The organism is Prevotella sp. TF12-30, from assembly GCF_003436715.1.
Lineage (GTDB): Bacteria > Bacteroidota > Bacteroidia > Bacteroidales > Bacteroidaceae > Prevotella > Prevotella copri_A.
The window spans coordinates 1-25,638 of the sequence record NZ_QSQJ01000041.1; the positions used below are offsets into that span (position 1 = coordinate 1).

The following is a 25,638-nucleotide window of genomic DNA, read 5'->3' on the forward strand; positions in this document are numbered from 1 at the left end:
AGGTTTCGTTCGTAGGCTACAAGACGATTTGCAAGCTGGTATCTATTGCCCGTATCGGAAATGTGAGGATGCAGGCGAATTCATACTTGTTGAAAGGTGTGACCGTTGAAGCCGCAAAGGTTGTAGAAAAAGTAGATAGACAAATCATCTTCCCTACAAAAGAGCAGGTGAAAACGGCTTCCAATGGTTATGATCTGTTGGACAACTTGTCTTTGCCTACCATTATCGTAAATCGAGCAGAACGCAAAGTTCAGTCATTAAAGGGCGGAGATGTGCAAATACGCATCAACGATGTCAAAGCTAGCATGCAAGATGTATTGGCTTTGCAGCCGGATGAAGTTACAAAGGTGGAATTCATCAATGTTCCAGGACTCAAATATGGAGACAGCAATCTGGATGCAGTCATCAACTACCAGGTCCGCCGACGCTATGCCGGTTATGTGGGTGGGGTTTCTACGATGCAAGGCACCAAGGCTGGTTTCAATAATAGCGACGGTTATTTCAAATACAATGTGAAGAAATCGGAATTCAGCATCAACTACAGTTTCTCCTATCGCTCGGTAGAGGAACGAAGCTATGAGAGTCTCGGTACTTATCATCTGCCCACAGGAGAAACTCTACATCGCAATTATTTAGGTTATGATTCTCCGTTCCTATACACCACCAATAATGTACAGTTGGGTTATAATCTTAGTGAGCCAGACAAATATACATTGAATGTACGGTTGAATTTCTACAATCACAACAGTCCTGTGAGAGGCATGAACCAGCTTTATCAGGAAAGCGGCAAGGCAAATCAATATCTGCAAAACAACAGAAAAATGCTGGAGCAGATTCCATCTCTGGACATTTATTATTCGCTCAACATGCCCCATGACCAGAACCTGGCTCTGAACCTGGTGGGTACTTACATCGGCACAGATTACCAGTATCGTATGAGGGAATATACGTTCAACAAATCGCCGGATGAATCTGTAAAGAACGCTCCGCTGACCGATTACAGTTATGATGCAACTGGTAGAAAGCGCTCTCTTATTGGTGAAGGAACATACAGCAAGAACTGGAAACAGATGGCTTTATCGGTAGGTGGACAATATAATATCAGCCACACAGATAACATCTATGTGGGAAGCAGTAATGCTGATACGGAATTGAAGTACAGCAATCTCTATCTTTTCACCCAGCTACAGGGACAGCAGAAGTGGTTCAGTTATCAGGTGGGAGTTGGCGCAACCAGGTCTTCCATCCATCAGGGGGAGAACGGATACAGCAAATGGCTGTTTCGACCACAGGTAACTTTACAGGCAAAGGCTAGCGACCGTCTGAGTTTTAAATGGAGCAGCAAAATCACGTCAGACATTCCAAGCCTTTCCGACTTGAGCGAGTTGCGCCAATATTCCAACAGCTTTGAGGCGCGTGACGGCAATAGCGGTCTGAAGCCATTTACCGGCTACAACAATACCTTGTCGGCTTCCTGGAACATTCCGCTGATGTCTGTGTACCTGGAGGGAAACTGGACGTATTACGACAAGCCTATAGCTACTTCTATCTTGCCCGAAAAGCGGGAGGATGGCTCTTATCTCTTTGTGAGCAAACCTAAGAATCAGAAGAGTCATAATTACAAGCACCTGCTGTTGACTCCAGAAGTTCACCTCATCAAGGATCATCTGGATTTGAACCTCATGTGCGAGTATCAGAATGTCAAGACAAAGGGTTTGGATTATTCCCACGAGTTCAATTACTTCAGTTATGGAGCAGAAATTCGGTACATGACGGGCAATTGGAACATTGGCTATGGTGCCTATAAGGTGGAAAAGAGTTTTTGGGGAGAAAAGACAAACGGCGGAGAGCCAACCTCCAATCTTGCCGTAACCTACAGTTATAAGAACTGGCAGTTTGGCGTTCTCGGATTATTCGTATTCTATCCTCATGGCTGCGTGTATAAGGATGAACTTTTCAACAAGTATGTGCAGCAGAAGAACAAGGTACGCCTTGCTGACCAGGGCAACATGCTTGTCTTTGCTGCCAGCTTCAACTTCAGCCATGGCCGCAGATACCATACAGGCAGCCGTAAGCTGAACAATAGCGATAGAGATAATGGTATCAGATAGAACGACGACTTGTAGTTATAAAAAATAATCTTTCAACACCCGAAAGTACGTATTTTTTATAAGTGATTGAGAATGAGATAAGTTTTTATCTCGTAAAAAGAAGAGGTTACGAATTAGAAATAAACAGAATGTGGCATCCTGCTGTGATTTGCATAACCATCCAAAGAACTCTTTCGGTTGCAAAGGTACGATATTTAATCGGGGATAAAGAATGTTTTAAGATTTTTTATCCTCGATTTTTTGCTTGGATAAATCTGTTTTCATTAAACCATATTCTTCTCTATTCTTTGCTATTGCCATTTCAATCCATTCAAACTTATGTGGCAAGGGTTCCTGTTTTTTGAATGGTCTATTTCGTTTGCATATTCTCATCCTGTCGTGTGTTTTGTATAAAAGTCAGCCGTCGTCGAAGAAAGACAGTCCTCGTACCTCAGACTAACTTCCTCCGACTATGGCACGGCAAGAAAAATCCTTGGCGGTATGCCTTGAAATGCTTCAAGACTATACAGCCAAGGACTTTTCTTTGTTTGCCGTGCTGACAACGGCTGACTTTTATAGCCACAACTCGCAGTTCCATTTTAACCGCACAATCCAAACGACATGAAACAGTGGCACGCCACCCTTTCATGTCTTAGTAGTACGGCATGAGGAAAAGTGCTTCTTTTTGTCGGTTGCAGGCTAACCGATCAAAAGAAACACCATTCCTTGATTTGCCGTACCATTTTGTTTGCATACTCCACCGCAAGAAAGAAGTCATTGATGTAAACCTCAACGACCACTTTTATGCTTGGCTGCACAGCCTTGGAGAAAACCCGATGCAAGAAGCATGGACAAGCCATACTCTTCTTTCATCGGAATTTCTCTGAAGACTGTGCCATTCTTGTATGCGATTTCCATTTTCCTAAAAACATTTGCAAGACAGTAATTGTATCCATTTCTCAGAAATGAGTATGCGATAATCGTGCAGTCCAAAAACTTCCGTGAAGTTTCTATTTTCATTTGCCGCTCTGATTTTCTTTCCTCCACAAGGTCTTTCCTTTTGGCATCAACCGTTATCGTGCAGGTGCAAAGGTATGGCAGCGAGCTTTGGAAATAAAAGGTCGAGCCTTCGGTTTTCGAAAAAATCTCCACACCGTTGGGTAGTATTTTTCCGAAAAAATCTGCTAAAATCTTCTGAATAGCTTAAAATGAGCGATTTATGAGTGTCTTTCCTCAATAGAGGTAATGACTTGGCAATAGTTTTAACTTCTACATTCTACATAAGTTTGCCTTGCTTGCCAAACAACTCTTTTCGGATGCAAAGTTAAACCTAAAATCTGAAAAACGACACTTTTTGCTTTGTTTTTATAGATTATTAATTTTGAGTTGGAAGTGTGCTTATTCCAAATGTAGCAACACATTGTCTATGCAGCATAGATAAATTTCATATACGGCATTAAAAGTAAGAGAAATGTTAAATGTCGTCCTCATTCCTACAATACAAAGCAAAACGTTCTCGTTTATGGATTTTTTTTCGTACTTTTGAAAGTTATAGAAAGAGAATGTAGATTAGAAAGGTAAAATATGGACAATAAAGTATTCCTTTTAGGATTATTTCTGCTTTCAGTTGCTAACGTGAAAGCTCAAACTCAGACGCAGAATGATTCGCTCACAATGGAGAACATGATGCACAACCTTCCCGAAATAATGGTCAAAGGTTCGCGCCCTATCGTCAAGGCTGAGCGAGGTATGTTATCCTATAACATGCCGTTACTCATGAAGCAACTACCTGCCGACAATGCCTATGAGGCTCTTACACGTATTCCTGGTGTTAGTGATGCTGATGGTGGCATCAAGTTTTCCGGCAACGAGGTGACGCTTATCATCAACGGACAGGCGACCACTTTAACGCAAGAACAGCTTGCAGACAGATTGAAAGCGATGCCTGCTGCACAGTTGGCTAAAGCAGAGGTGATGCTTGCTGCTCCTGCACGTTATCATGTTCGTGGCATGGCTATAAATATCGTCACGAAAGATTATGCAGGGAAAAATCAGTTGTCGGGACAGATAAATGGAGGATTACAGCAAAACAAATATTCCAGAGAGTTTGGAGATTTCTATCTTTCCATGCAGAGGGGCAAATTTGGAATGGATGCACAATATCAATTTATTGACGGCAATTCATATGGTGAATCTTCACGCATAGCCAACCATCCATTGGATAACGGGCGTATTCACTACAACGATGAAACGTGGCAGAAATCATTTGGTATTGCTCATGACTACCGACTTGGTATGAATTATGCATTTAGCAAGAACCATCGACTTGACATTGCCTATACGGGAAAATGGCAAAAGTCTTGCTCCAACAATCACACTACAGGTTCAAGTGTAAGCGGAATGCATTACGACACTCATGTGTATTTGCACAATGTTGATGTAAACTACTCACTTCCATTTGGGCTTAATATTAGTGGTTCGTACACAAATTATCGTACACCTCAACAACAAAAACTTGACGGTACGATGTATGCTAATGAAAATACGACAGAAACGGAACGCAACCTTACAAGTGGCAGTGAACAGACTATCAGCAAATGGATGTTTGCAGCCGACCAAAACCATTCTTTTACACATGGTTGGGGATTGTCGTATGGTGCAAAGGGACAATTCACAAGCAACAAGAGTTATCAGAACACCATCGACAAAGAGGGTAACATTCTGCCTAATGCAACAAGCAGTGTAGACATCAACGAACGTATTTGGAATATATACGCAGGTTTCAGCAAACAGATAAACAAGGCAATTAGTCTTGAAGTATCCACAGCAGCCGAACAATACCATTCACCGATATGGGACAAATGGCGCATATATCCGTCACTCAATGCCCTGTGGAATATCAACGAGAATCATTTACTCAACTTGTCATTCAGTTCCAATTCTGAATTTCCGAGCTATTGGTCAACAATGAGCAGTGTATTTTACTCATCGACATATACCGAGATACATGGCAATCCTGATTTGAAACCATACTCTTATTACAATGTCAACCTTATGTGGCAGATTAAAAGACGTTATACGCTGATGGCTTTTGCAAGTCTGAAACCTGATTATTCTGTGCAGTTACCGTACCAACCAACAGACCGTATGGCGGTAATATTGAAGGAAACCAACTTCAACTATGAGAATAGCTTTGGATTGCAAGCCTCTGCAATATTCAGTGCTGGCAAATGGCTCAACGGTAATGTGTTTGCTGTAGGAATCTATAAACATGCCAAAAGTGACCATTTCTTCGATTTGCCATTCAACCGCAAGAAGCTGACGGCAGCACTTGGAGGTACTGCATCTATAAAACTTTGCAGCACACAAGACTTACGCCTTATACTCAACCCTTTCTTTCAGTCAAAAGTAATACAAGGTGTTTATGATGTAAGTCCTATCTTTAGAATGAATGCCAAGTTACAATGGACTTCACATGATGGGAAATGGGGATTGCGCATAAATGGCAGCAACATCTTCAACAACAAGGCAGACACTCGTTCCGTACAAGGTAATCAAGATTACCGTATGAAAATTAACAACAATTGGGCTACTGCTACTTTTGCTGTTATTTATAAGTTCGGTGGCTATAAAGAAAAAAAAGTAAAAGCAGTTGATACATCAAGAATGGGACACTAAGCCGCATGATATGAAACAAAAACTAATTGGTAGAATTAGCATGGATAACATCCATGAGCTATGCTTTCTCACCCAAGGCGAAGAGAACAATCACCGAAAGGAAGAACTCTATCGGCTCACTTTCGATGAGGACAACCGAGTAGCATTCAATGCACTGCATGTTCTATCAAATTTCGACTTAGCCAATAATGAGTGGCTTTATTGCAAACATGACGAGCTGATTGACCGAGTGATGAAGGAAGAGCATGTTGGGAAACGCCGTCTAATGCTCAATCTTCTCTTACGCCAACCGTTTGAAGAAGAATTCCTCCGCTCGGATTTCATAGACTTCTGTGTAAGCAAGATTACCGCTTGCGCTCAACCCTATGCTATACGAGCCTATTGCATGCAGCTTGCTTATGGGCAAATGAAGTATTATCCCGAACTTCTCAGCGAGTTAAAGATGGCATTGGACATGTTGGAACAAGAGACCCTATCCCCAGGATTAGCTTCCGCAAAAAGGCAGATATTGATGAAAATAAAAAGGAAGCATTCTTTGTCTTAATGTAGCATTTCCGCAAAGAATAGTCTTGTTTCTGTATGTTTGCCATTCGATATACTGCTTACAGTTGGTACACTCACTTTCTGCGACCATCGGGAGCAAAATTTCTCCGCCATCATGGTGGAGCGAGGAGTTTTGGGGTTTCCAAAACATAACCTCGCTCCCTCCTCTAAGAACAAAAGACGAGATATTTGCCTTTCGGCTTTCCATGCCCAAGGTTGCAGACCTTAATTCTCTCAATTTACGCCAAACATCAAAGCTGCCACATTGAAAGAACAAGGTCACAGACACAAGCTACTTTGTACATGGAGTTTGCAAAGGAAAAGGTGATATTTTCTGTGTGAAACTTGCCAAGTGTTTCAGTTGTGTGTTGTTGATTTCCTTTGTGAACTATGCCGAGTGTGCTGTGTGTCTTCGGTATAGTCTGCATAAATCTAATGCCATGCTAAAACACTGCGGAGGTTCGCCCAAGTGGCTGGAGGCGCAAAGCCTCCAAGGAACGTTGCTGCAACCATTTCGGAGAATAGAGCGGTTGCCAATTAATCCACAAGCACATTTTACAGCGTACCAAGTGAGGGCATGTAAAACGTTGAATTGTTGAAGATAGGTGTTATCTTTATGAGAACCAACCACTTATACCCTCAACAAACTCTCAACAAATAGCTCTACACAACAAATTACTGGGCAAAAAAGAAAGAAAGGAATGGTGTTCATGGTTTTTTCTTTTCAACATTATCTTTCTTTTGTTGAGAGATTTGTTGAGAATATGTTGAGCCGTAAATGCCTGATGTTCAATACTTCTTTCATCATATTCAACAATTCAACAAAAATAAGGGGTGTTTTGTCCGTCATTTTTATGAACAGAACTCATCCCCCTACAAGTAAGAATGTCATGCTTATGCTTCAGTACTTATTCACGACAGTACGACAGCGCCAAGCCAACAAACAAGCAAGAGGACATTCAACTAAAGGCGGTTGTTCTTCTATTGAGTTGTAGGATAATGACACTACTTTTCTCTTTTGCCCCGTACAATCTCTTGAAGATGGTGGCACGAAACCGAGCTGCCCCGTATGAGTTTATACGGAAGCAAAGGGCAACAATCATCGGAAAGCCATACAACGTTTGCCAAATGCCATTGGAAGTTTCCTGTTTCTGTTGGACTTCCGACACCGTCAATAAACCATCCTTGTATATTGACCTTATCACAGCATGGAGTTTCATGGCGGTGACATGAAGCATATCAACCAATTCACCCTCACTCATCCACAAGTCTTGCAAGTTGGACGGAATGGATAACATTCCATTTCCGTCCACGGTGATTACAGTCCTTTTCATGCCATTCCCCCCATTGTCGGCATATGCCCCTTGATTCGACTTTCAAAAGCTGATATGTCATGCTCCAATTTAGTACTTGTCACCTTTGCGTAAATTTGTGTTGTGGCGATGTCCGTATGTCCCAGTATCTTGCTTACACTCTCTATCGGCATACCGTAGTTTAAAGCCAAAACTGCGAACGAATGCCGGCTTACATGAAATGAAATTCGCTTCTTGATGCCACACATTTTTGCAACTTTCTTTATACGCTTGTTTACCATGTCAAGTGAGCCAATATTAAACAAGTGCATATCTTTTCTCAATGGCTTGTAACGTTCAATTATCTGTATGGCTGCATCTATCAGTTTAATTTTGAATGGTACGCCTGTCTTTTGACGCTGAGAAACTATCCATGGAGACCCACTTATAATGGCAACATTGTCCTCTGTAAGATTCTTGATGTCAACGAAAGAGATACCTGTCCAACAACCAAACATAAACAAGTCTCTCGCAAAAGCAAAGTTGGGATTTTCCAACTCTATTCCTGCCAATATGTCCAATTCTTCCTCTGTCAAGAACTCACGCTCCTTGTGGTCTGGGTCAACGTGGTACATGGCAAACGGATTTCTCTGTATCTTGCCGTTGTAGTGTGCTGCCGTGACGATATGCTTCAATGGTATGGAGTATATCCAAATGGTAGATTGCGTGAGTCCAATGACATTCTTCAAATACAGACAAAAATCACGGATGAACTCCTCGGTAAGCTCATTCATGGACATATCGCTGCGCTTGTACTGAAATTTGATGAACTCGGCAACGTACTTTCTTACCGTCAGATACTTGCGGTAGGTTCGGACAGCTCGGTCTTTTCCCACGCGTTGGGCAAAGGCTGCGTTCTCCTTGTCAAAAGCTCTGAGTAATGTCTCATACTCCGTACCTATGCCTTGATATGCGTTTCTCACCATTTCAGCGGTAACGAACGCCTCACGGTCGGAAAGCCGTTGGTAATGCTTAGCGATTTGAGCCTTGATGTTATCAAGCGCAAAGTTCACCTCATTGGCTTCCTTGCTTCTGCCTTTGGCTCTGTTGCCCTTGGCATCCCATATCGCCTTGGTCACGCTCAGCTTGCAACTGAACTGTGCGATAGTTCCGTTGATTGTCACACGTCCCATGATAGGGACAATTCCGTTTCTCTCCTTGCTTCCGTTTACATAGAAGACTGTCTTGAATGTACTTCTCATAATTCCTTGCTTTTTGTTCTGTGCAAAATTAAATCATGAGAGTTGCATGGCAAATTCACAACCTGTGCAGAATTGAGAAGTAAAAACCGAAGCCGTTAAAAATGCTTATTAGAGAGTTTCTTTGAGGTAATGACTTGAAAGCGTTTCTACTTCTCAAATCCGCCATTTTCGCATTTCCTCACGAACGTCACTTAAAGCCAACAACTGCCACAACCACCTGAAACTCAAAACAAAAGCCCAAATCTGCTATTTTTTGCTTTTTTAGTCATTCTTTTTCCGAAAAACCTTGTATTTCCAGCCTCGCCGCCCTTGAAAGGCACCTGAAACGAAACGACCGATGCGACAGGAAGACGCAAAAAAAATGTCGGAAAAGGGAGCGACAAAAAGGTGAAGAAACGAGAACTTCCCTTCAGTTCCTGGAACCGCAAATAAATTTAATTCAAGGCTATATGACAACAAACATCAACATAACACAGACTTGGTGGAGATTACTCTCCGCAGTCGGCTCAACCCTCATCACTTTGGTGGCTTGGTTGGGATATATGGCTCTCTGCATGGTCGGTGAAGTCATATTGGGAATTGTGAAGTTCATCTTCGGCATCATCATTTCCATTCTTTCTATGGTGGTACTGATTGGAACATTCATTTGGTTATTAACACTTTAAAGTACAAGCGATATGAACAGAAGCATTGAAGCGATACCTACATGGTCACTCTGCTACATCATCAATGGCGATGCAAGCGGACTGACAGACGAGGAAATCAGTATGGTGGACGAAGCCATACGCAAGAACAATATTGAGATAGTAAGTCCAAGATACAACGAGGACATGTGCACAGAACCTTACTTCAGCCATTATCCGTTCTTCGGACTGCCTACAGAAGTTGAGGACTGCGACATCATCTATCACGAGTAACAACCCCTTTAACAACATCTGATATGAACACTACAGAATATTTCAAGAGAACCATACAAGCCTATTTGGAGGAGCGTGCTATGGAGGACGAACTCTTTGCAGCCAAGTATGACAACCCCGACAAGAACATAGACGATTGCGTCACCTATATCCTTAATTGGGTACAGAAGAGCGGTTGCAACGGCTTTTGCGATGACGAGATATATGGGCAAGCCATCCACTACTACGAGGAGAAGGACATCGAGGTAGGAAAACCATTGAACTGCCAAGTGTCTGTCAACCACCACATCGAACTCACAGAGGAGGAGAAGGCACAGGCAAGACAGGAAGCCATCCGCCAGTATCAGCAAGAGCAGATGAACAAGATGCGTAACAGAGATACCGCCAAGCGCACCTCACAGAGAACGGAAACAGAAGTACACCAACCATCATTATTCGACACGTTATGAAACCAAGAACGAAATATCAGAAGCAAGTCGTAACCTCAAACAAGGGGTTACGACCTATCAAGGGAGCACAAATGCAATGGGCTTTCCGTGAGTGTCTTGACCACTATGCCTTTCAGTTGAAGCACGGACAGACCACCTGCATGGACTGCGGACACACTTGGACTACGGACGAGGATGCGGACAAATGTGTCTGCCCGAAGTGTAAGGCAAAGTTGGAAGTGCAGCGCACCAAGCGACAGAAGGCAATGTCTTCTACCTATTTCAGTGTACTCTCCGAGCGCAAGGGACTACAACTTATGCGAGCATTTCAGATGAAAGCCTATTACCGCAAGGGACAAAAGGCAGACATTTATTGTTGGGAGGTGGCACGCTATTGGATGAACGAAAAAGGCAAGGTGGAGGTTATGGCACGCAAGCGCACAATGGGTATCTATATGGACACGTTCTGCTACGACTCCGACATTGAACTGCGCAGGGACAACACCACCTATCAGCATATTGCTTCATTTCCGGTATGCCCCGATATGAAAGTCATTCCTCAGATATGGCGCAACGGCTTTGACGGAGCGTTTCACGGCATCGAACCGCTTACATTATTCAAGGCGATGCTGACAGACCACCGCATCGAAACGATGATGAAACAATGTCGTTACGGACACGTCCGCCACTTCATAGACCACCCACGGCACTTGGAAACTTGTTGGAATGCCTACAAGATAGCCAACCGCAACCATTACCTTATTACAGACATCGGCAAATGGGCGGACTACATCTGTATGTTGGTAGAAATGGGCAAAGACATCAGAAGTCCACATTACATTTGCCCCGACAACCTTGAAGCCGAGCACGACAGAATATCCGAGAAAATCAGAGCCAAGAAAGAAAAGGAGCGCACCGAGGAGGAGATACGCAAGGCATTGAAGAACGAGGACAAATTCAAGGAAATGAAGAGCCGTTTCTTCGGTTTGATGTTCACGGACGGCAATATCGTGGTGAGAATGCTTGAAAGCGTCAGGGAGCACGTTCTTGAGGGCAAGGCGATGCATCATTGCGTAGGCAGCGGTACAAACTATTCACTCAATCCCGACTGCATCATCTTCTCTGCAAGAATAGCCGAACAAAGGGTTGAGACCGTGGAGTTTTCTCTCGAACAGATGAAAGTCGTACAATGCCACGGACTACAGAACAAGGACACCGAGCACCATGCCGACATCATCAACTTGGTGAACAGCAATGCAAGACTTATAGAGCAACGAATGGTTGCAACGACATGAAATCCATATCGGCGGAGCGATGAAAATTCGTTCCGCCACTTTCTTCATGAGCCGAGGAGCGGAAAGAAAGTGGCAAAGAACCGTTTTTTCCTTATCTGCGATGCTTGCAAAGAACAAAGGACAGCCCCCAATCAAAAGGACTGTCCTATTTTTATAAAACCTTATACTATGGAGTAAACAAGAGCAGATACTCCATTTTTCTTCTTCGCTCGATGGAAGGCACTATCTTTCCGTTCCACCTTTTGAAGTCCACATAATCACGATAGATGTTTCTGTTGCCACTTCGCATCTTGGCATACATCCGGCTTTTCATCACCTTTCCACACCCCACATTGTAGGCAAGTGTAGCCAAGAGCAGCGAGTCACGACCGAAGCCACGGAACATGGCGCACAGCTTTCTGAGGTCAGAGCGCAGCAAGGCATCGGCTTGCCGTTCCGTCATTCTTGGAGAAAACTTCTCGCCAGGCAACAGCTTGTGCCCATATCCGACATAAGGATGGTGCTTCGGTCCGTGCAGACCCTCGTACTTCTTGATGCAGGCGACAGCCAACTCAAAACGTGACACATGACAAACTCGCTTTATCGCCCCTTGCGTCTGGGCAGACAAGCTGCCCGACACAAGAAGCAAGGCTAACAATATCATCAACCTCATACGCTACCGAGTTTGTTGGCACTTATCGCAAACTCTTCCTCCTCATCAGTATCGTTGAAACTGAACTCCATTTCGTATGACTTGCCGAAGTTGTCCTCTACCACCACTGTCAGCGTCTGTGTCTCCGTGCTTGCCGAGGTATAGTAAAGACGGAACTTCTCGTTCTCCAACAGATAGCGGTCGTTTGGTTGGAACACCGTTCCGTTCTCCATTCTCAGCGAACCTTTTCCGTCATGCTGAAAATAGCGGATGGTATAGATGGTGCCGTCAAACTTTCCCTCCGCCTTCAACTCGCAGCGGATTTCAACGGTCTGTCCACGCACAAGGTCCTTTGGCACAGGCATCGTCTCCACCTTGAACGGATACGACTGCTGAATGTCCAGCTCATCGCTGCACGATGAAAGGATTACCGACACGGCACACACGAAAAGGAATGCCAACACGCTCACTGATTTCTTGATTTTATTGTTCTTCTTCATTGTCTTGATGTTTTTGAATGATTGTTACTTTCTTGTCTTATGGCTCATCAGGTACTCGTTCAAGTCCTTGTAACCTGTGTATAGATGCGAATGGTCAATGACCTTATCGCCATATCGCTTTTGCAGTTCGACACAGGCATTCTCGCCTGCCTCGTCATTGTCCAAGTGACAGTACACTTGTGCATAGCCATCTAAAAGATGATGCACCTTTTGCATATTAGCCACCGAGTTGAGGATAATATGATCCTCACCACGACCAATACCGAGAATTACGGCAGAGAGGAAATCCATAAAACCCTCGTACAGATGGCAGACGTTGCAGTTCCTGCCAATGAGAGTGATGTCCTTTGGCGACACGCAACCTTTGAAGAAGCGGTTGCGTATCTCGTAGCCATCGCTGTTGTTCTTGAAACCGACAGCAAAGAACTGTTTGCCATTGTATCGGTATTCCACCTGACAGCAGAAACGGCTCGCCACGTCAGCCGATATGCCACGCTCACGCAAGTACTGTCTGAGAGCAGGATGACTCAAAGGCTTTTCCACAATATCACTAAAGTGATTGCCTTTTGCCTTCACAGCCTTTTCCGCTATCCTTTGATAATGCGGAAACGATGTCGGGAAACTGCCACCAAGCGTTTCAGATATGAACTTGGCTTGCGCCACAAACTCATTGCTGTTGATGAGCTCCCCTGCGAGGTTGAAGATGTCACCACCTCTGGCGATGCCATAGTCATACCAGACATTCTTGTCCGTTGATACCCGAAACGAAGGATTGCGGTCGTTGCGGTATGGCGCATGATACCAAAGTCCCGAAGCCTTGTACTTGACAGGCTCAATGCCGAGAACATAGAGAAAGTCCACAATAGGCACTTGTTTGATTTCATTGATGTCCATAGGCTCACTGTTTTAGTTGATGATGAACTTCATGCCGATGCCAAACTGCGTGTGGAAATGTCCCGTGCTGTTGCCCCAAACAAGCCTTTCCTTAACGGAAGCGGTCAAAGCTATTGCATCCGACAGGTATATTTCCGTTTCCAATGCCACGGCACCGCCATAGATAAACGCTCCCTTGTTCTGCAAGGTCGCTCCGTCTGACATGGTTCTCTTGCCCCAGTTTACGGACTCATAGCCAGCCAGTGCCGTACCTCCGATATAGAACAGCACCGTCTTGCTGTTGTCGGAAAGGAAGTTGTAGGAATAACCGAACTCGCCCGTCATTTGTGCTATTGGAACGGAAGTTTCACGGTAAGGCTGATGTACTTGCAGATATTCCGCCCCATACGTCCACTTGTCACCACCCTTGGTATAGCTCGAAAGTCCGAGACCTGCATAATAGCCAGCCTTGCAGGACTTCTTGCCGTTATATACACCGTCAGCAATGCCGACCTTCACCTCGATGCCTTTCATCTGAGGAAGGCATCGTTGGGCGAATGCCTGCCCTGCGGTGAGGGCAAGCATCGCCATGATTGCAATGTTTCTTCTTTTCATCCGTTACTTCACGCTAAGTTCGTTGATTGTCAAAGCTCGCACCAAGTCGCTGTTCTCCACGACAAACGACTGATGGCGACCGCCTTCCTTCTCATTCATCTCCACGACAAGTTCCTTGTCGTCTGGAATGGTAAATTTCGGCAAACAGAACACCGTCTGCTCCGTTTTCTTGCCAGCCACACGCACCACATAGTTGTAGGCACGGACAGGAAGAAGCACCTGCTCCTGAATGGCGGTTCGCTTCGCCACCTTCTTGTCCACCACCTTGAACGTGATATAGTCCACGTCAAACGGCACGTTGCTCTGGTTCTTGATTTCTGTGTGGAAATACAGCAAGTCGCTGTGTACATAGATGCCCTTCAAAAGGTACTGGATTCCGAAACGCTTGCTGCCGATGTGCTTCACCTTGCGTTTGTTCTCCTTGTGGATGGACTTCATGATGAGGTGTACCAGCATGGGACTTTCCTTGCCCAACTCCTTGAGATAAATCTCCTGCGCATTGTTCGGGCGGTTCACCGCCTCACCGTCATGGATGAAGTCAGCCATCTCGATATTGAGCATGAGCGGTTCCTTGGCATACTTCACATTGAATGTGTAGAATGAGCCATCCTCCGTGATGACGCTCATATTGGTCTCCTTTTTGAAGTTCTTCACGGCTGCTTTTACACGGATAACATTCTCCGCACCGTCCGCCTTGCCAGCTATCAAATCCTCTGAACCCAAGTCAACGTACTTGACAGAGGCAGGAAAGAGAATATGAACCGTCTTGTCATAAGTCACTTCCAAACCATGAGGTGGAATCATGCGGTCGAAGGTCAGCTTCTTGGTCAAGCCGTGATAGAGGTTGCTGTTCTCTTCCTTCTGCGGATACACCTCCTTGGTCAAGGTCAGTCTCTCTTCCTGGTCGGAAGAAACATTGCTTACTTGCTCAGTCTTTACAGACTTCTGCGCTTTTTTCTTGCCTGTCTTCTGCGCTGATGCAGTGCAGGCTACGCCCAGCATAATGGCGAACATGATTGTTGTCTTCTTCATTTTGGTTTGCTTTTAATTAAACTTTTGGATTAAGTGGTATAAATGTTGTTGCCTTTCGGCTAATCTTCCTCTTGGTAGAGCATGACCCTGTAGCCAGCCTTCAGGTGTATCTTGACGGTACGCATCTTCTTGGAGATATACTGCGACACGCCTTGTATGACACCTTTTCCCAAGTCGGAGGCAAGTTGGGCACCGGCATTGGAGGAAATGTTGATGCTGCTGTTCAGCGAGCTTCCCATGTTGGCACCGACTTCCTTGGCTGCGTCAACCTCCATCGACTTCGGGATGAAGATGCCCTCCTGACCGTCATTGTCATAGACGGCAAGCTCAATCGGGATAATCATGCCGTTGTGCTCAATGGACTTCAAGGCTATGGAAAGCCTTTCGCCTTGCAATCGTGCCACTCCGAGAATGACAGAATTTCGTGGTATCTCCCTATTGCCGACACGCATAGATTCCAACAATCTCAACCTTACTGCCTGTCCGTCCGTTATGGTCTGGTTGCCGTGGATGCAGGCAGAAATCGTGTTTTTGTCGGAAACACCACCTCTTCCGATGGCGGTATTGAACCTTGCCGAAGCCTTTTCCGAGTAAGAGGCGACAAACTCCCCGTTACTCATGGGGCGGTTCAAGGACGAGACTACACGCCTTTGAACTTGCCTTACAGGTGTAATCTTGGCTTTCTTGCCCTTGGTGACAGCTTCCTTGTTTTCCTCTGTTGCAGTTTCTGCTGATGAAGGACTTGCTGCATTGGCATTTCCACCAGGCATGTACTTTGCCGCAAGTTGATAGGACTTCTCCATAAGGGCAACTTGCTCGTCCATATTGGAACGCTTGCTTTCCTGTTGCATCATGCTTGCCTCCAGCTCATCAAGACGTTTCCTCAACTCAGCATCTTCGCTGCTTTCCCCTTGCTGTGGCTGTTCATAGAAACCGCCCAAGGTCGTGTTCAAGGTTCGGTATGCCTCGGCAGACGAGCGGATGGCATCCGTCTCCTGTCTTTCCGCTTTTGTAGGCTGTCCACCAGACTGCATCAAGTCAAAATCCTTGTCCTGCCCCGATGCCGTGGAGTCCATGCCTGGCATGTACTCACCAAGAGTGTTCATAGCTCTGCTTTTTTCCTTCTGCTTATTGGCAAAATCCTCCTTGGAGTATGCCTTGCGCTTGTCCGCCTCCACATCTGTCTTCTCCGCATCGGGCATTTCCATGTTGAATCCCTTGCTGCCTTTCTCACCCTCTGATGCAGACGGCTTGAAGATGAGCCATAACACCAATGCGCAGACGAGACACATGCATGGTATGGCAATCATCTTGTTACGCTTGATACGCTGTTCCTCTGTCAAAGGCTTCTTTTCCTTTGGAGCCTTATCCGGCTCCATCTTGTCATTCTTCTCTTTCTCCATGTATCAATTCATTCAGGTTGGTCACTTGCTGCCCCTTGTCGGTGGGCAACTTTACACTCTCAATATGCTCAACCTCTATATTTGAGGTCTTGCCGTTTCCGAAGTTGATGATGGCTGAACCTATCATGTAAAGGCTACAGAGGGCAAACAAGCCGAACATGACGAGCACGACTTTCAGTCTCACCCTTGGCGGAAGGGAATCCAGCCTGTCACGCAGTCTTCCCTTCATACCATTCACCTTTTCTTGGATTGTCTTAATCGGATTTTCCATTCTTGCTATTTTTATCGTTCTACTGTACTGATGTCCCTGTTCTCCACAATGGTGAAACCTTCAATGGTAAAACCATTCGGGTTGTCGTCGGAGCGTGTGGCATTCACTAACCTACATACGGTGACAAGACTTCTTTCCGTCACATTGCTCTCTCGGAGTATCACCTGCCGTGCGTAGGTCTTGGCTTGATAAGGGTAGTTATCAAAGTTACAGACCACGCTGTCAACTTGCAGCGACTGGTTGATGTTTCCTGCAATGAGTCGGTTATAAAAACCTTTCTCCGCAAAGTCCTGGTAATAGTTGTATGCGCTCTTGTCTGCCAGCAGCAAGGCTCGTTTCACGTTGTGCTCAATGGCACTCTTTTCGGGAGAGAGCGTGAAGAACAGCTCATGAAAGCGTCTCACGTGTTCCCTTGCCTCGGCAGGTCTGTTCTGTGAGAGGTCTTGCGAGAGAGCGAGCATCAGTGACTTGCCTCCATCAAGGACGTATATCTTCTCGCGTTGCTTCTCCGCAAATCGGAATGCGAACACCACCGAACATATTGCAACAACAGCGCAACCGATGACGAGGACGATGCAGAACAGGCGTATCTGTCTGAACGAGGTCTCGATATTCTTCAATGACTTGAATTCCATTTTTCTTTTCGTTGTATTGTTCATGAATGACTATATTTTCTTAAATCCGCTCTTGATGAGCCTTCCGGCACGTCCTGCCACATTTCCAGCCGTTGCTCCTGCGATGCTTCCGCCCAGTGAGCCTGCCGTGTTCACGTTCCGGTTGTAGTTGCCGATGCCGCCACCTGCCTGTATGATCCATCCCGCCACGGTCGGTATGGTGAAGTAACCTATGATTCCGATGATGAGGAAAACGATGTAAACACCGTTGCTTGCCTCAATGGAAAAGTTCGGGTCGTTCTGCAATGCCTCGATGTCGTTTTGCAGCATCAGCACCTGTATCTTGGCAAGGATGGTACTGAACAAGTCCGAAACGGGTAGCCAGAGATAAATCTGTATGTACCTGCAGAACCATTGCGTCAGCGTGGACTGGAATCCGTCCCATACCGATATGGCGAAACAAAGCGGTCCGAGGATGGACAGGACGATGAGGAAGAATGTCCTCAGCACGTCTATGACCAGTGCAGCGGCTTGAAATAGCAGCTCCAGCAGTTCACGGAAGAAATCACGGATGCTCTTTTTCATGCTGTACATGCCACGCTCCACATACATTCCTGCCATTGTCACCACGTCGCCGGGTGACCAGCCGAGTTCGTCAAGCTGCTTGTCAAACTCCTCGTTGCTCACAAGGTATGCGGTTTCCGGATTGCGTTTCATCGCCTCATACTCCAGTTTGTCTTTCTGCGCCCGGTATTCATTCATGTCGAAGGTCTGTGTCTCCAGCATGGAATGTGTACCTTGCACGATGGGACTCATCACGCTGTTGAGCGTACCGAGCACGATGGTCGGGAAGAACATGATGGCAAGTCCGATGGCAAACGGACGGAGCAGCGGAAATACGTCTATCGGCTCTGCCCTTGACAGTGACTGCCAAACCCTCAGGGCGACATAGAACAGCGCCCCAAGTCCTGCAAGTCCCTTGGCAATGTCCGTCATGTCGGAACACAGCGGCATCATCTCGTCATACAGGGAACGCAGTATCTGGTGAAGATTCTCGAAATCCATAGGCTACCAGTATTTCTCGTTTGACTTGCCGTAGAGTCCCATGATGCGGTCGAGGTCGTTTTTCTTCTTGGCACGCAGATAACTTACGGAAATGTTCTTGTTGGTATAATAGCTTACGAGATTGCGATAACGCTTCATCTTCGAGTAGCAGCGTTCCACCACGTCCATTCGCTCCTTGTCCGTCATTGAAAGGGTCGTGATGTTCACCACGTTCTTCAACTCCGTCAGCACATCGTTGCTTTCCTCCAGCAGTTTGGTGTAGCCGAAGCCGATGGCGGAGAGTTCCTCCACGGAGAAATTGTCATCGTGCATCATCTTCTGGTAGTTGTTGATGTAGATGTCCGTGATGTCACCCACCATGAGGATGGTCTGCTGCACCTTGCGTGCGTCCTTGACGAGGTTGTTCACCGACTTCAGTGCATCGTAGTACTTCTTGCCCTGCTCGTAAATCTTCACGGTCTCCTTGAAGTTGTTGATCATGTTCTGAGCCGTCGAAGACGTGTGGACGATGTTGTTGGACGAGTTGATGATACTCTGCGCAATGTTGGTAGGATCTATGACAGACCACTGTGCGCTTGCCTTTCCCGCCATCAGCAGGAACAGGCAGATTGTCATGATTACTTTTGTTCTCATTTTACTTTTGGATTAAGTGGATAATGAATTTACTTGTTCTCTTGTTTGTCCTCTGCAAGCTGCCGGATGGCGGCTTCCATGTCGCCACCGAGTTTCTCCGCCAATGCCCTTACCTCCAGTTTCTCACTTTCCTCAGTCGTATAGGCGAGATATTCCTGCGTAGACACCTCTGTGGCATATACTGCCGACTGTGTTCCTCCGAGTCCTATCCATACTTCCTTGTAGAGACGTGACGGGTCGTTGGACTGGTTGATGGAGAGAATCTGCGACTTCTCCTTTTCCGTCAATCCGAGCAATGACTGTATCTGCTCGAACTTGTTCATGAACTTCCTCTGGTCAAGGAGTATCTTGCAGTCTGAGTTGTTGATGATGCTGTCCTTCACGATAGCGGAGGATATGATGTCCTCGACTTCCTGCGTCACGACAACCGCCTCACCGAAGAACTTTCTGACCGTCTTATAGAGATACTTGATATAGGACGCCATGTTTGCCGAAGCTATCGCTTTCCATGCCTCCTCTATCACTATCATCTTGCGGATGCCTTTCAGGCGGCGCATCTTGTTGATGAACAGCTCCATGATGATGATAGTCGTGACCGGGAACAGGATTGGATGGTCCTTGATGGAATCAATCTCGAAAACGATGAACCGCTTGTGCAGCAGGTCAAGCTCCTTGTCTGAGTTCAGCAGATAGTCATATTCGCCACCTTTGTAGTAAGGTTCCAGCACGTTGAGGAATCCGTCTATATCAAAATCTTTCTCACGGACTTTCTTTTCTTCCAGCACCTTGCGGTATTCGGTTCCCACAAACTCATAGAAGGTATTGAAGCATGGAACTATGTCGTTTTTCTCTTTCAGTTTACCGATGTAGAGCGACACGGCATTTGACAAGGCAACCTCTTCCGCTCGTGTGGCAGGCTCGTTGTCCTTCTTCCAAAGCGTCAGGAGCAATGTCTTGATGCTCTCTCGCTTCTCGATGTCAAAGACCTTATCCTCGGTGAAAAAGGGATTGAATGAGATGGGACTCTCATCCGTATAGGTATAGTAGATACCGTCCTTTCCGCCTGTCTTTCTGTTGATCATCTCGCAGAGTCCCTGGTAGGAGTTTCCCGTATCGACCAAGACCACATGCGTGCCTTGCTCGTAATACTGTCTGACGAGGTGGTTCATGAAGAACGACTTTCCACTTCCCGATGGTCCGAGCACGAACTTGTTGCGGTTGGTTGTCACGCCTTTTCTCATCGGCAGGTCAGAGATGTCTATGTGCAGCGGCTTGCCACTGATGCGGTCTGCCATCTTGATTCCGAACGGTGAGGGAGAATCCATATAGTTGGTTTCCTCCGTGAAGAGGCACACCGACTGCTCAATGAAGGTATGGAAACTCTCCTCTGACGGAAAATCACCCTCGTTGCCGGGGATCGCTGCCCAGAATAATGTCGGACAATCCACCGTATTGTGGCGTGGCACACATTCCATGCTTGCCAACTGACTGCCCACATCATTGCGAAGATGCTTCAACTCCTCCATATCCTCGCCCCATGCCAGGACATTGAAATGGGCACGGACAGACTGCAAGCCCTGTGAGTGAGCCTCGTTCAAATACTCGTCAATCCATTCCTTGTTGATGGCGTTCTGTCGGCTGTACCTTGACAGCGAGTGCATGTTACGTGCGGTCTTCTCGAACTTCTGCAAGGTCTCGTCACTGTTGTCGATGAAGACATACTGGTTATAGATATGGTTGCAGGACAACAGCAAGCCAACTGGAGCGGCAAAGGACAGACGGCAATCACTTCGGTCGGTGGACAGTCGCTCAAAGCGGTTGTCCGTAGATACTTCAGTTGGCAGGTCTTCCGTTTGCGACAAGGTATGAAGGCATAGGTGTTTGTTTCCGATACGCATACCACTTGCAGACAATTCCATATCCTCCAAACATTGCACGTTCTCCGTGGAGAGCGAGAGGTACTTGCCTACAAGTCCCGTTGTTCGTTCCGTGCCTGTGATTTCCTCATCCGTCAGTCTGCGTAAGGAGATATAGCCGGAGTCGTTGATGATTCTTGCGAACTGCTCCACGGCATCAAGGAATCTTGCGACCGTTTCCTTGTCCTTGATTTCCTTGGGAATGATATGCCCACGGCACAAGGTGGAGAAATTACTCTGCTGTGCCATGCGCTCCTTGGAGGTCTTGGTAAGGAACAGGTAACACTGGTGATGCAGGTAAGGACGCTCATTGAAGTGTCGCTCATAGCTTCTTGACAGAAAGCTCATGTCGCTATTCTGCATGTCTGGAGCATAGCTCTCTTTCACGAACCAGTCCTGCTTGTGTACGATGCTGTAGTCGGGCAGCACCTTGATAGCCTTGCACCATGCGGCATGTACCGACTCATACTCCTGCGATGTTACCGTGAAGATTTCGGGGAGCGTTACCTCGTAGGTGACCGTGATGTCGCCCTCCTTGGAGATAATGCAGCCTTGCTCCACGGCAAGCAACGGGAACTTGCTCTCAAGTGTGCTTGATTTTCTGATATTTCTCATTCTTCTTTCTTTTTATGTTTGAACATTCGGTTTGTTTTCCTTCGGTTGAGGATATAGCGTGGATGGCTCTTGGCGGCAAGGAGCTTCATCAGTCCATACTCACCGTACTTGTTGTTCAGATGGAATGTTCCCCATACAAGCAATGATCCGAGCGTGAGACCCAAGCCGATGCAGACCAGTTGGTCCGCACCTGCCATATAGAGGACGACCACAAGGAAGAAGACGGCAAGCAGTCCACCTGCGAAGATGAAGAGGTACTGTGCCTTCAGTCCCTTGAACTCAACCGAATGACCGATGCCCTTATTGATTGGGTAGTCAGCCATAAGTCTTATACCTTATTATATTATAGGAAGAATGAGCGGAGGATGGTTGCACTCACGATGAGGAAGATGCAGGCTCCGAACCAGCTTGCGGCAGTCTTGCTCGTGTCGGGGTCGCCAGACGAGAACTTGCCATACACCTTGATGCCTCCGATGAGACCCACCACGGCACCGATGGCGTAGATGAGCTTCGTGCCTGGATCAAAGTAGGAGGTCACCATACTTGTTGCCTCGTTTATACCTGCAAGTCCGTTGCCTTGCGCGAATGTTTGTGATACGGCTGCGACAATCATCGCAGCAAGAAGAATGATTCTGTTTTTCTTGTTCATAAATCGTTTTTTTCTGTGCCTTGGGGATTGGATGATCCCGGCTGGCGGTTGATACTTTTGTTTACTCATGCGGCATGATGCCGACTTGTGGATTCAGTGGCGAGCTGAGATTTTAGCCGTAGTCTTTCTTTTTCATTGCAGTCGTACATTAAAATTATAGTTAGAGGCCATATGCCTTTATACTTTTCTCAAATGCAGTTTTAATTTCTGCATCATATACGTTGAAGTGCTCGTTGATTATGTTATCAATGTAACTTGACATGGAAACCTGTCCCTTGCCAACGACATTCACAAGCTTCATAATGCGCTCATGGGTCTCTTCTCTGATATAGATTTGTTTTCTTGGTCTTACAGTAAAGTCTGCATCTACCATGAACTTATCTACATACTGCTCGCTACGGTTTTTCTCCGTTCTATCAATTGGTTCAAACTGTCCCATCTCGAAATTCCCAAATGTTACATCCCCCTCCAAATCATTCTCTTTGTATGAAGAACTGTTTGGAAATGCCTCATCAAGACAAGCGTCAATCTGCTTATGAATTTTCTTCTTGCACTCATCATGATTTCTCATGTAAATCTCATACAACTCCTTGTCATCTATCGAAGGAATTTGTCTTTTAACACTGTTTCTTTTTTTCATCGTAATTCTTACGTTTTAATTGTTATACAAAATCTCTAATATTGAAATCCTTGAAGTCTTCAGGAACAACAAGTTTCTTCTTTTCGATAGCCTTTGTTACTTTTTCCGACATTGGCTTAACGGAGGAAATGTTCGACATGTGCAATTCCATCAACGCGTTCATTCTGCGTTTGATAATCTGGGAACGCTCCGCTATCATGTTGAAAAGCTCGTTGCCTTCCATTTCAGAAAACACCTTGCCAGCATGAGCACATTCTTTGTTTGTGGCATTCTGCTTGCTTGCCGTTTCAACAGCCTTGTCTATCTCCTCGAAGCTATTGCCACTTGCTTGTTCAACAACTGCTTCTTCTTCCGATTCATCATACTTCACGCCAACATCCTCAATGCGTGTATTTGTGAAAACTTCATCCAACTTATCATCAGGGATGCGAGCGGACTTCCTCGGAGAACTGTCTTCCTCGAATGTAACCTCACTTTCCTTTATCACTTCACCCTCGTCCTCCTGCTTAGTTTGCACAGTTTCCGTTGGGACTTTTTTCGGTGAGACGGTATAAATGTGTCTGACGATGAAGTCATCCGCAGGAATAGGTGGGTTCTCCTTAGGTTCAACCTTGACCTTTTCTATTCCCAACTTGTTTCTAAGCCAGATGTCGGCATCAAACACCAAAACTGCTATGCTCCATACAAAATACAGGAGCACAATTATCACTAACATTATTCCCATATTACCACATGATTATGTCCTTGTTATTCTTCTTATACACTTCTTTGATAACTTCCCCATACTTTTGAAAATGTTCTGTCAGCACATGGTCTATATAACCCGACAAGGACATGTCCTCACGGTTAATGACAGACACGAGGCGCATGATGGTTTCATGATACTCCTTTCGGATGTATGTCATCTTGCCAGAACGAGCAGGATTCTCAGACCTGCGGATGTACCTTTCTTGGTATTCATCCATGAGATATGAAGTACCCTTGGAAGGTATCGCTTCTTTCGGTTTGCTGACTTCGTTCTTTGGAGCCTCCTTTTGTATAGGTTCTTCCGTTGACGCCCTGCTTGGTGGCATGTGTGGTCGGAATGAGTTTCTGAACTCTTCCGAGTCGATGTTTACTTTCAGATTCTTTGCCATACACATTACTTCTTGATGATTGATAGAATTTCGTCAGCAAGTTTCTCTATGTTGCTGCCCTTTATCAACTGCTTGTCGGGAGGAAGGATTGTGGAGCGGAATACCGCTTTGTTGCCATCCTCAGCACATTCCTTTCTGAATCGCTTGCTGTCGGGAATGAATGTATCCAAAACCGACAAGCCCAATCCGTCCATCACACGACCAGCTTTCTCATAGAGGTCTGTCTTCTCTCTTGCATCAACCATATTCCAAAGCATATTCAACTCTTTGATATTGGTCTTTCCGACACTGACGAACATATCATTCAACTGGCTGGCGAACATGATGGAACTTCTCAATACCACGTTGTCTGCCGTAATTGGGCAAAAGATGTAGTCCATTGTAGCAACGGTATCTATCACGCCGAGATTGTCAATCGTTCCTGCGAGGTCGAAGAAGATGAAGTCTGGCGGAGTATCCATATCCAAGAAAGGCTTAACAGTTTCCACTGCCTCTTCTGGACGACTCTCCACGATTGGATAGGCAGGTTTGCCAGTTCGTTTCATCATCTCATGTGTCTGTCTCAACAGATACTCGTTGCTCTCGATACTCTGCATGTCACGTTCTCTCATGTCTTTGATGCTGAACTGTGGAAAGTCGCAGTCAACCACCACGACATCGTAGCCTCTGACATAATAAAGGTAACTTGCCATCAACACCGTTAGTGTTGTCTTGCCAGCCCCTCCCTTTTGGGTGGAGAAGGCGATGAATGTTGGTTCTTTCTTCATGTTTGTCTTTTTATGAGTTATACATCTTGTTTATTGTTATAATATACTGTATTCTTGTTGGTGATACAGACAATATGTTACGATGCAGGTCTGTATTCCATATAACATACAGGCATCCTTGACAATCATTCTGTATTCGTATCAGACAAGCAGTTTTAATGTCTGTCTAATTTCATACTGTAATGTTTTATGGTACACCTATATGTCATTCCTTTTCCGTGCAGCCATATCATTCTGTTTGCATGTCAAACGTTTTATCATCTTACATATAATACGTTTTATATGACTGCATTGGAGCACTTGGACATACCGTATATTTTGCATCATTCAAGACACGTATGTCTGTCATTCACGCTGCAAAGTAACAATGAAAATTCCGAAAAACAATGGTTTTCAAATCCTGTGGCAGCATGTTGCCGATAGTTGCAGTGGTTGTCTGGGGTGCATCTGTTCCAAGGGCGCTTTTTTAGCCGTAATTTTGCACCCGAAAGGCAAAGCGATGGATAGCGCATCCATATCGTTCCGAGAAGAACAAGGCTTGATGCTCCGCAAAGGACTGGATTTCCCGAACAGCTTCCATTCGGGATGGGGACAGCTTCTTACGAAGACTAACTTCAATCCACCCTAAGCGGATTTTTATGTCCTCAAAGACATAGCAAGGTATGTTTTGAGTTACTCAAAACCTTTGGAGTTACTCTCCAAAGACCTTGCCCTGCCGGGTTGGTAGCCTCTCCGAAGTCGGGCTCCCCATGTTCCAATCTGACGATAGTTTG

At 45.7% G+C, this 25,638-nt stretch carries 27 protein-coding genes; 8 read left to right on the top strand and 19 right to left on the bottom strand.

Annotated features, from left to right (window positions below; translation table 11 throughout):
- On the top strand, positions 1–2,111 hold a 2,111-nt coding region (locus DXD25_RS16720; RefSeq protein ID WP_158556338.1), incomplete at its 5' end, for a TonB-dependent receptor.
- Between the two features lie 768 nt (positions 2,112–2,879).
- Here DXD25_RS16720 and DXD25_RS17470 read toward each other — a convergent pair.
- Positions 2,880–3,008, bottom strand: coding sequence for a hypothetical protein (locus tag DXD25_RS17470; RefSeq protein ID WP_254953896.1), 129 nt, complete (start codon positions 3,006–3,008; stop codon positions 2,880–2,882).
- Positions 3,009–3,674: 666 nt separating this feature from the next.
- On the opposite strand from DXD25_RS17470, the gene DXD25_RS13135 reads away from it, so the two are divergent.
- Together DXD25_RS13135 and DXD25_RS13140 are read left to right on the top strand one after the other, a co-directional pair.
- Positions 3,675–5,768 (top strand): outer membrane beta-barrel protein, encoded by a 2,094-nt coding sequence (locus tag DXD25_RS13135; RefSeq protein WP_117663902.1) that lies wholly within the window; start codon positions 3,675–3,677, stop codon positions 5,766–5,768.
- Positions 5,769–5,778: 10 nt separating this feature from the next.
- A complete protein-coding gene (locus DXD25_RS13140; RefSeq protein WP_117588200.1) occupies positions 5,779–6,312 on the top strand; it encodes a hypothetical protein in 534 nt (177 codons plus the stop codon).
- A gap of 1,329 nt (positions 6,313–7,641) precedes the next feature.
- Here DXD25_RS13140 and DXD25_RS13150 read toward each other — a convergent pair.
- Positions 7,642–8,865, bottom strand: coding sequence for a site-specific integrase (locus DXD25_RS13150; RefSeq protein ID WP_117663903.1), 1,224 nt, complete (start codon positions 8,863–8,865; stop codon positions 7,642–7,644).
- Positions 8,866–9,314: 449 nt separating this feature from the next.
- On the opposite strand from DXD25_RS13150, the gene DXD25_RS13155 reads away from it, so the two are divergent.
- Genes DXD25_RS13155 through DXD25_RS13170 form a run of 4 tightly spaced genes read left to right on the top strand, consistent with a single transcriptional unit; the run spans position 9,315 to position 11,505 of the window.
- Positions 9,315–9,530, top strand: coding sequence for a hypothetical protein (locus tag DXD25_RS13155; RefSeq protein WP_005823733.1), 216 nt, complete (start codon positions 9,315–9,317; stop codon positions 9,528–9,530).
- A gap of 12 nt (positions 9,531–9,542) precedes the next feature.
- Positions 9,543–9,782, top strand: a complete 240-nt coding sequence (locus tag DXD25_RS13160; RefSeq protein WP_117587573.1) for a hypothetical protein — start codon at positions 9,543–9,545, stop codon at positions 9,780–9,782.
- 23 nt (positions 9,783–9,805) lie between these two features.
- A complete protein-coding gene (locus DXD25_RS13165) occupies positions 9,806–10,231 on the top strand; it encodes a PcfK-like family protein (RefSeq protein ID WP_004312216.1) in 426 nt (141 codons plus the stop codon).
- On the top strand, positions 10,228–11,505 hold the full coding sequence (locus DXD25_RS13170; protein ID WP_117663904.1) for a PcfJ domain-containing protein: 1,278 nt from the start codon (positions 10,228–10,230) through the stop codon (positions 11,503–11,505). The genes DXD25_RS13165 and DXD25_RS13170 overlap by 4 nt, the downstream gene beginning before the upstream one ends.
- 166 nt (positions 11,506–11,671) lie before the next feature.
- On the opposite strand, the gene DXD25_RS13175 is transcribed toward DXD25_RS13170, so the two are convergent.
- The 17 genes from DXD25_RS13175 to DXD25_RS13255 all read right to left on the bottom strand — a co-directional run bounded on the left by DXD25_RS13175 (position 11,672) and on the right by DXD25_RS13255 (position 24,865).
- A complete protein-coding gene (locus DXD25_RS13175; RefSeq protein WP_117587572.1) occupies positions 11,672–12,157 on the bottom strand; it encodes a lysozyme in 486 nt (161 codons plus the stop codon).
- Complete coding sequence (locus DXD25_RS13180) at positions 12,154–12,645, bottom strand: DUF3872 domain-containing protein (RefSeq protein WP_369973485.1); 492 nt, start codon at positions 12,643–12,645, stop codon at positions 12,154–12,156. The genes DXD25_RS13175 and DXD25_RS13180 overlap by 4 nt, the downstream gene beginning before the upstream one ends.
- Before the next feature lie 15 nt (positions 12,646–12,660).
- Positions 12,661–13,530, bottom strand: coding sequence for a toprim domain-containing protein (locus tag DXD25_RS13185; RefSeq protein ID WP_117587570.1), 870 nt, complete (start codon positions 13,528–13,530; stop codon positions 12,661–12,663).
- 12 nt (positions 13,531–13,542) lie between these two features.
- On the bottom strand, positions 13,543–14,124 hold the full coding sequence (locus DXD25_RS13190; protein ID WP_117587569.1) for a conjugal transfer protein TraO: 582 nt from the start codon (positions 14,122–14,124) through the stop codon (positions 13,543–13,545).
- A gap of 3 nt (positions 14,125–14,127) precedes the next feature.
- The gene (gene traN / locus DXD25_RS13195) at positions 14,128–15,156 is read right to left on the bottom strand and encodes a conjugative transposon protein TraN (RefSeq protein ID WP_117587568.1); all 1,029 of its coding nucleotides are present in this window, start codon (positions 15,154–15,156) and stop codon (positions 14,128–14,130) included.
- 59 nt (positions 15,157–15,215) lie between these two features.
- Positions 15,216–16,559 (bottom strand): conjugative transposon protein TraM, encoded by a 1,344-nt coding sequence (gene traM, locus DXD25_RS13200; protein ID WP_117663905.1) that lies wholly within the window; start codon positions 16,557–16,559, stop codon positions 15,216–15,218.
- Positions 16,540–16,830: a TraL conjugative transposon family protein gene (locus DXD25_RS13205; protein WP_153089026.1), complete on the bottom strand. Its 291-nt coding sequence runs from the start codon at positions 16,828–16,830 to the stop codon at positions 16,540–16,542. The genes traM and DXD25_RS13205 overlap by 20 nt, the downstream gene beginning before the upstream one ends.
- An 11-nt stretch (positions 16,831–16,841) precedes the next feature.
- Positions 16,842–17,465: a conjugative transposon protein TraK gene (traK, locus tag DXD25_RS13210; protein WP_068856390.1), complete on the bottom strand. Its 624-nt coding sequence runs from the start codon at positions 17,463–17,465 to the stop codon at positions 16,842–16,844.
- A gap of 30 nt (positions 17,466–17,495) precedes the next feature.
- Positions 17,496–18,509 carry a conjugative transposon protein TraJ gene (gene traJ / locus DXD25_RS13215; RefSeq protein WP_068856391.1) on the bottom strand — a complete coding sequence of 338 codons (1,014 nt, stop codon included), beginning with the start codon at positions 18,507–18,509 and terminating at the stop codon, positions 17,496–17,498.
- Positions 18,510–18,512: 3 nt separating this feature from the next.
- Entirely contained in the window at positions 18,513–19,124 is a 612-nt protein-coding gene (locus tag DXD25_RS13220; RefSeq protein WP_370453425.1) for a DUF4141 domain-containing protein, read from the bottom strand.
- Between the two features lie 47 nt (positions 19,125–19,171).
- Positions 19,172–21,673, bottom strand: a complete 2,502-nt coding sequence (locus DXD25_RS13225) for a TraG family conjugative transposon ATPase (protein WP_117663906.1) — start codon at positions 21,671–21,673, stop codon at positions 19,172–19,174.
- Entirely contained in the window at positions 21,670–21,996 is a 327-nt protein-coding gene (locus DXD25_RS13230; protein ID WP_117587566.1) for a DUF4133 domain-containing protein, read from the bottom strand. Before DXD25_RS13230 ends, DXD25_RS13225 begins: the two co-directional genes overlap by 4 nt.
- A 20-nt stretch (positions 21,997–22,016) precedes the next feature.
- Positions 22,017–22,322, bottom strand: coding sequence for a DUF4134 domain-containing protein (locus tag DXD25_RS13235; RefSeq protein WP_068856396.1), 306 nt, complete (start codon positions 22,320–22,322; stop codon positions 22,017–22,019).
- A 160-nt stretch (positions 22,323–22,482) separates the two neighbouring features.
- The gene (locus DXD25_RS13240; RefSeq protein WP_233522317.1) at positions 22,483–22,962 is read right to left on the bottom strand and encodes a DUF3408 domain-containing protein; all 480 of its coding nucleotides are present in this window, start codon (positions 22,960–22,962) and stop codon (positions 22,483–22,485) included.
- A gap of 22 nt (positions 22,963–22,984) precedes the next feature.
- Positions 22,985–23,686 carry a hypothetical protein gene (locus tag DXD25_RS13245; RefSeq protein WP_117663907.1) on the bottom strand — a complete coding sequence of 234 codons (702 nt, stop codon included), beginning with the start codon at positions 23,684–23,686 and terminating at the stop codon, positions 22,985–22,987.
- A gap of 1 nt (position 23,687) precedes the next feature.
- Positions 23,688–24,098 carry a DUF3408 domain-containing protein gene (locus DXD25_RS13250; RefSeq protein WP_117587574.1) on the bottom strand — a complete coding sequence of 137 codons (411 nt, stop codon included), beginning with the start codon at positions 24,096–24,098 and terminating at the stop codon, positions 23,688–23,690.
- Between the two features lie 5 nt (positions 24,099–24,103).
- Complete coding sequence (locus DXD25_RS13255; RefSeq protein ID WP_117587563.1) at positions 24,104–24,865, bottom strand: ParA family protein; 762 nt, start codon at positions 24,863–24,865, stop codon at positions 24,104–24,106.
- Positions 24,866–25,364: 499 nt separating this feature from the next.
- On the opposite strand from DXD25_RS13255, the gene DXD25_RS17475 reads away from it, so the two are divergent.
- On the top strand, positions 25,365–25,493 hold the full coding sequence (locus DXD25_RS17475; protein ID WP_254953901.1) for a hypothetical protein: 129 nt from the start codon (positions 25,365–25,367) through the stop codon (positions 25,491–25,493).
- The last annotated feature ends 145 nt before the right edge of the window (positions 25,494–25,638 follow it).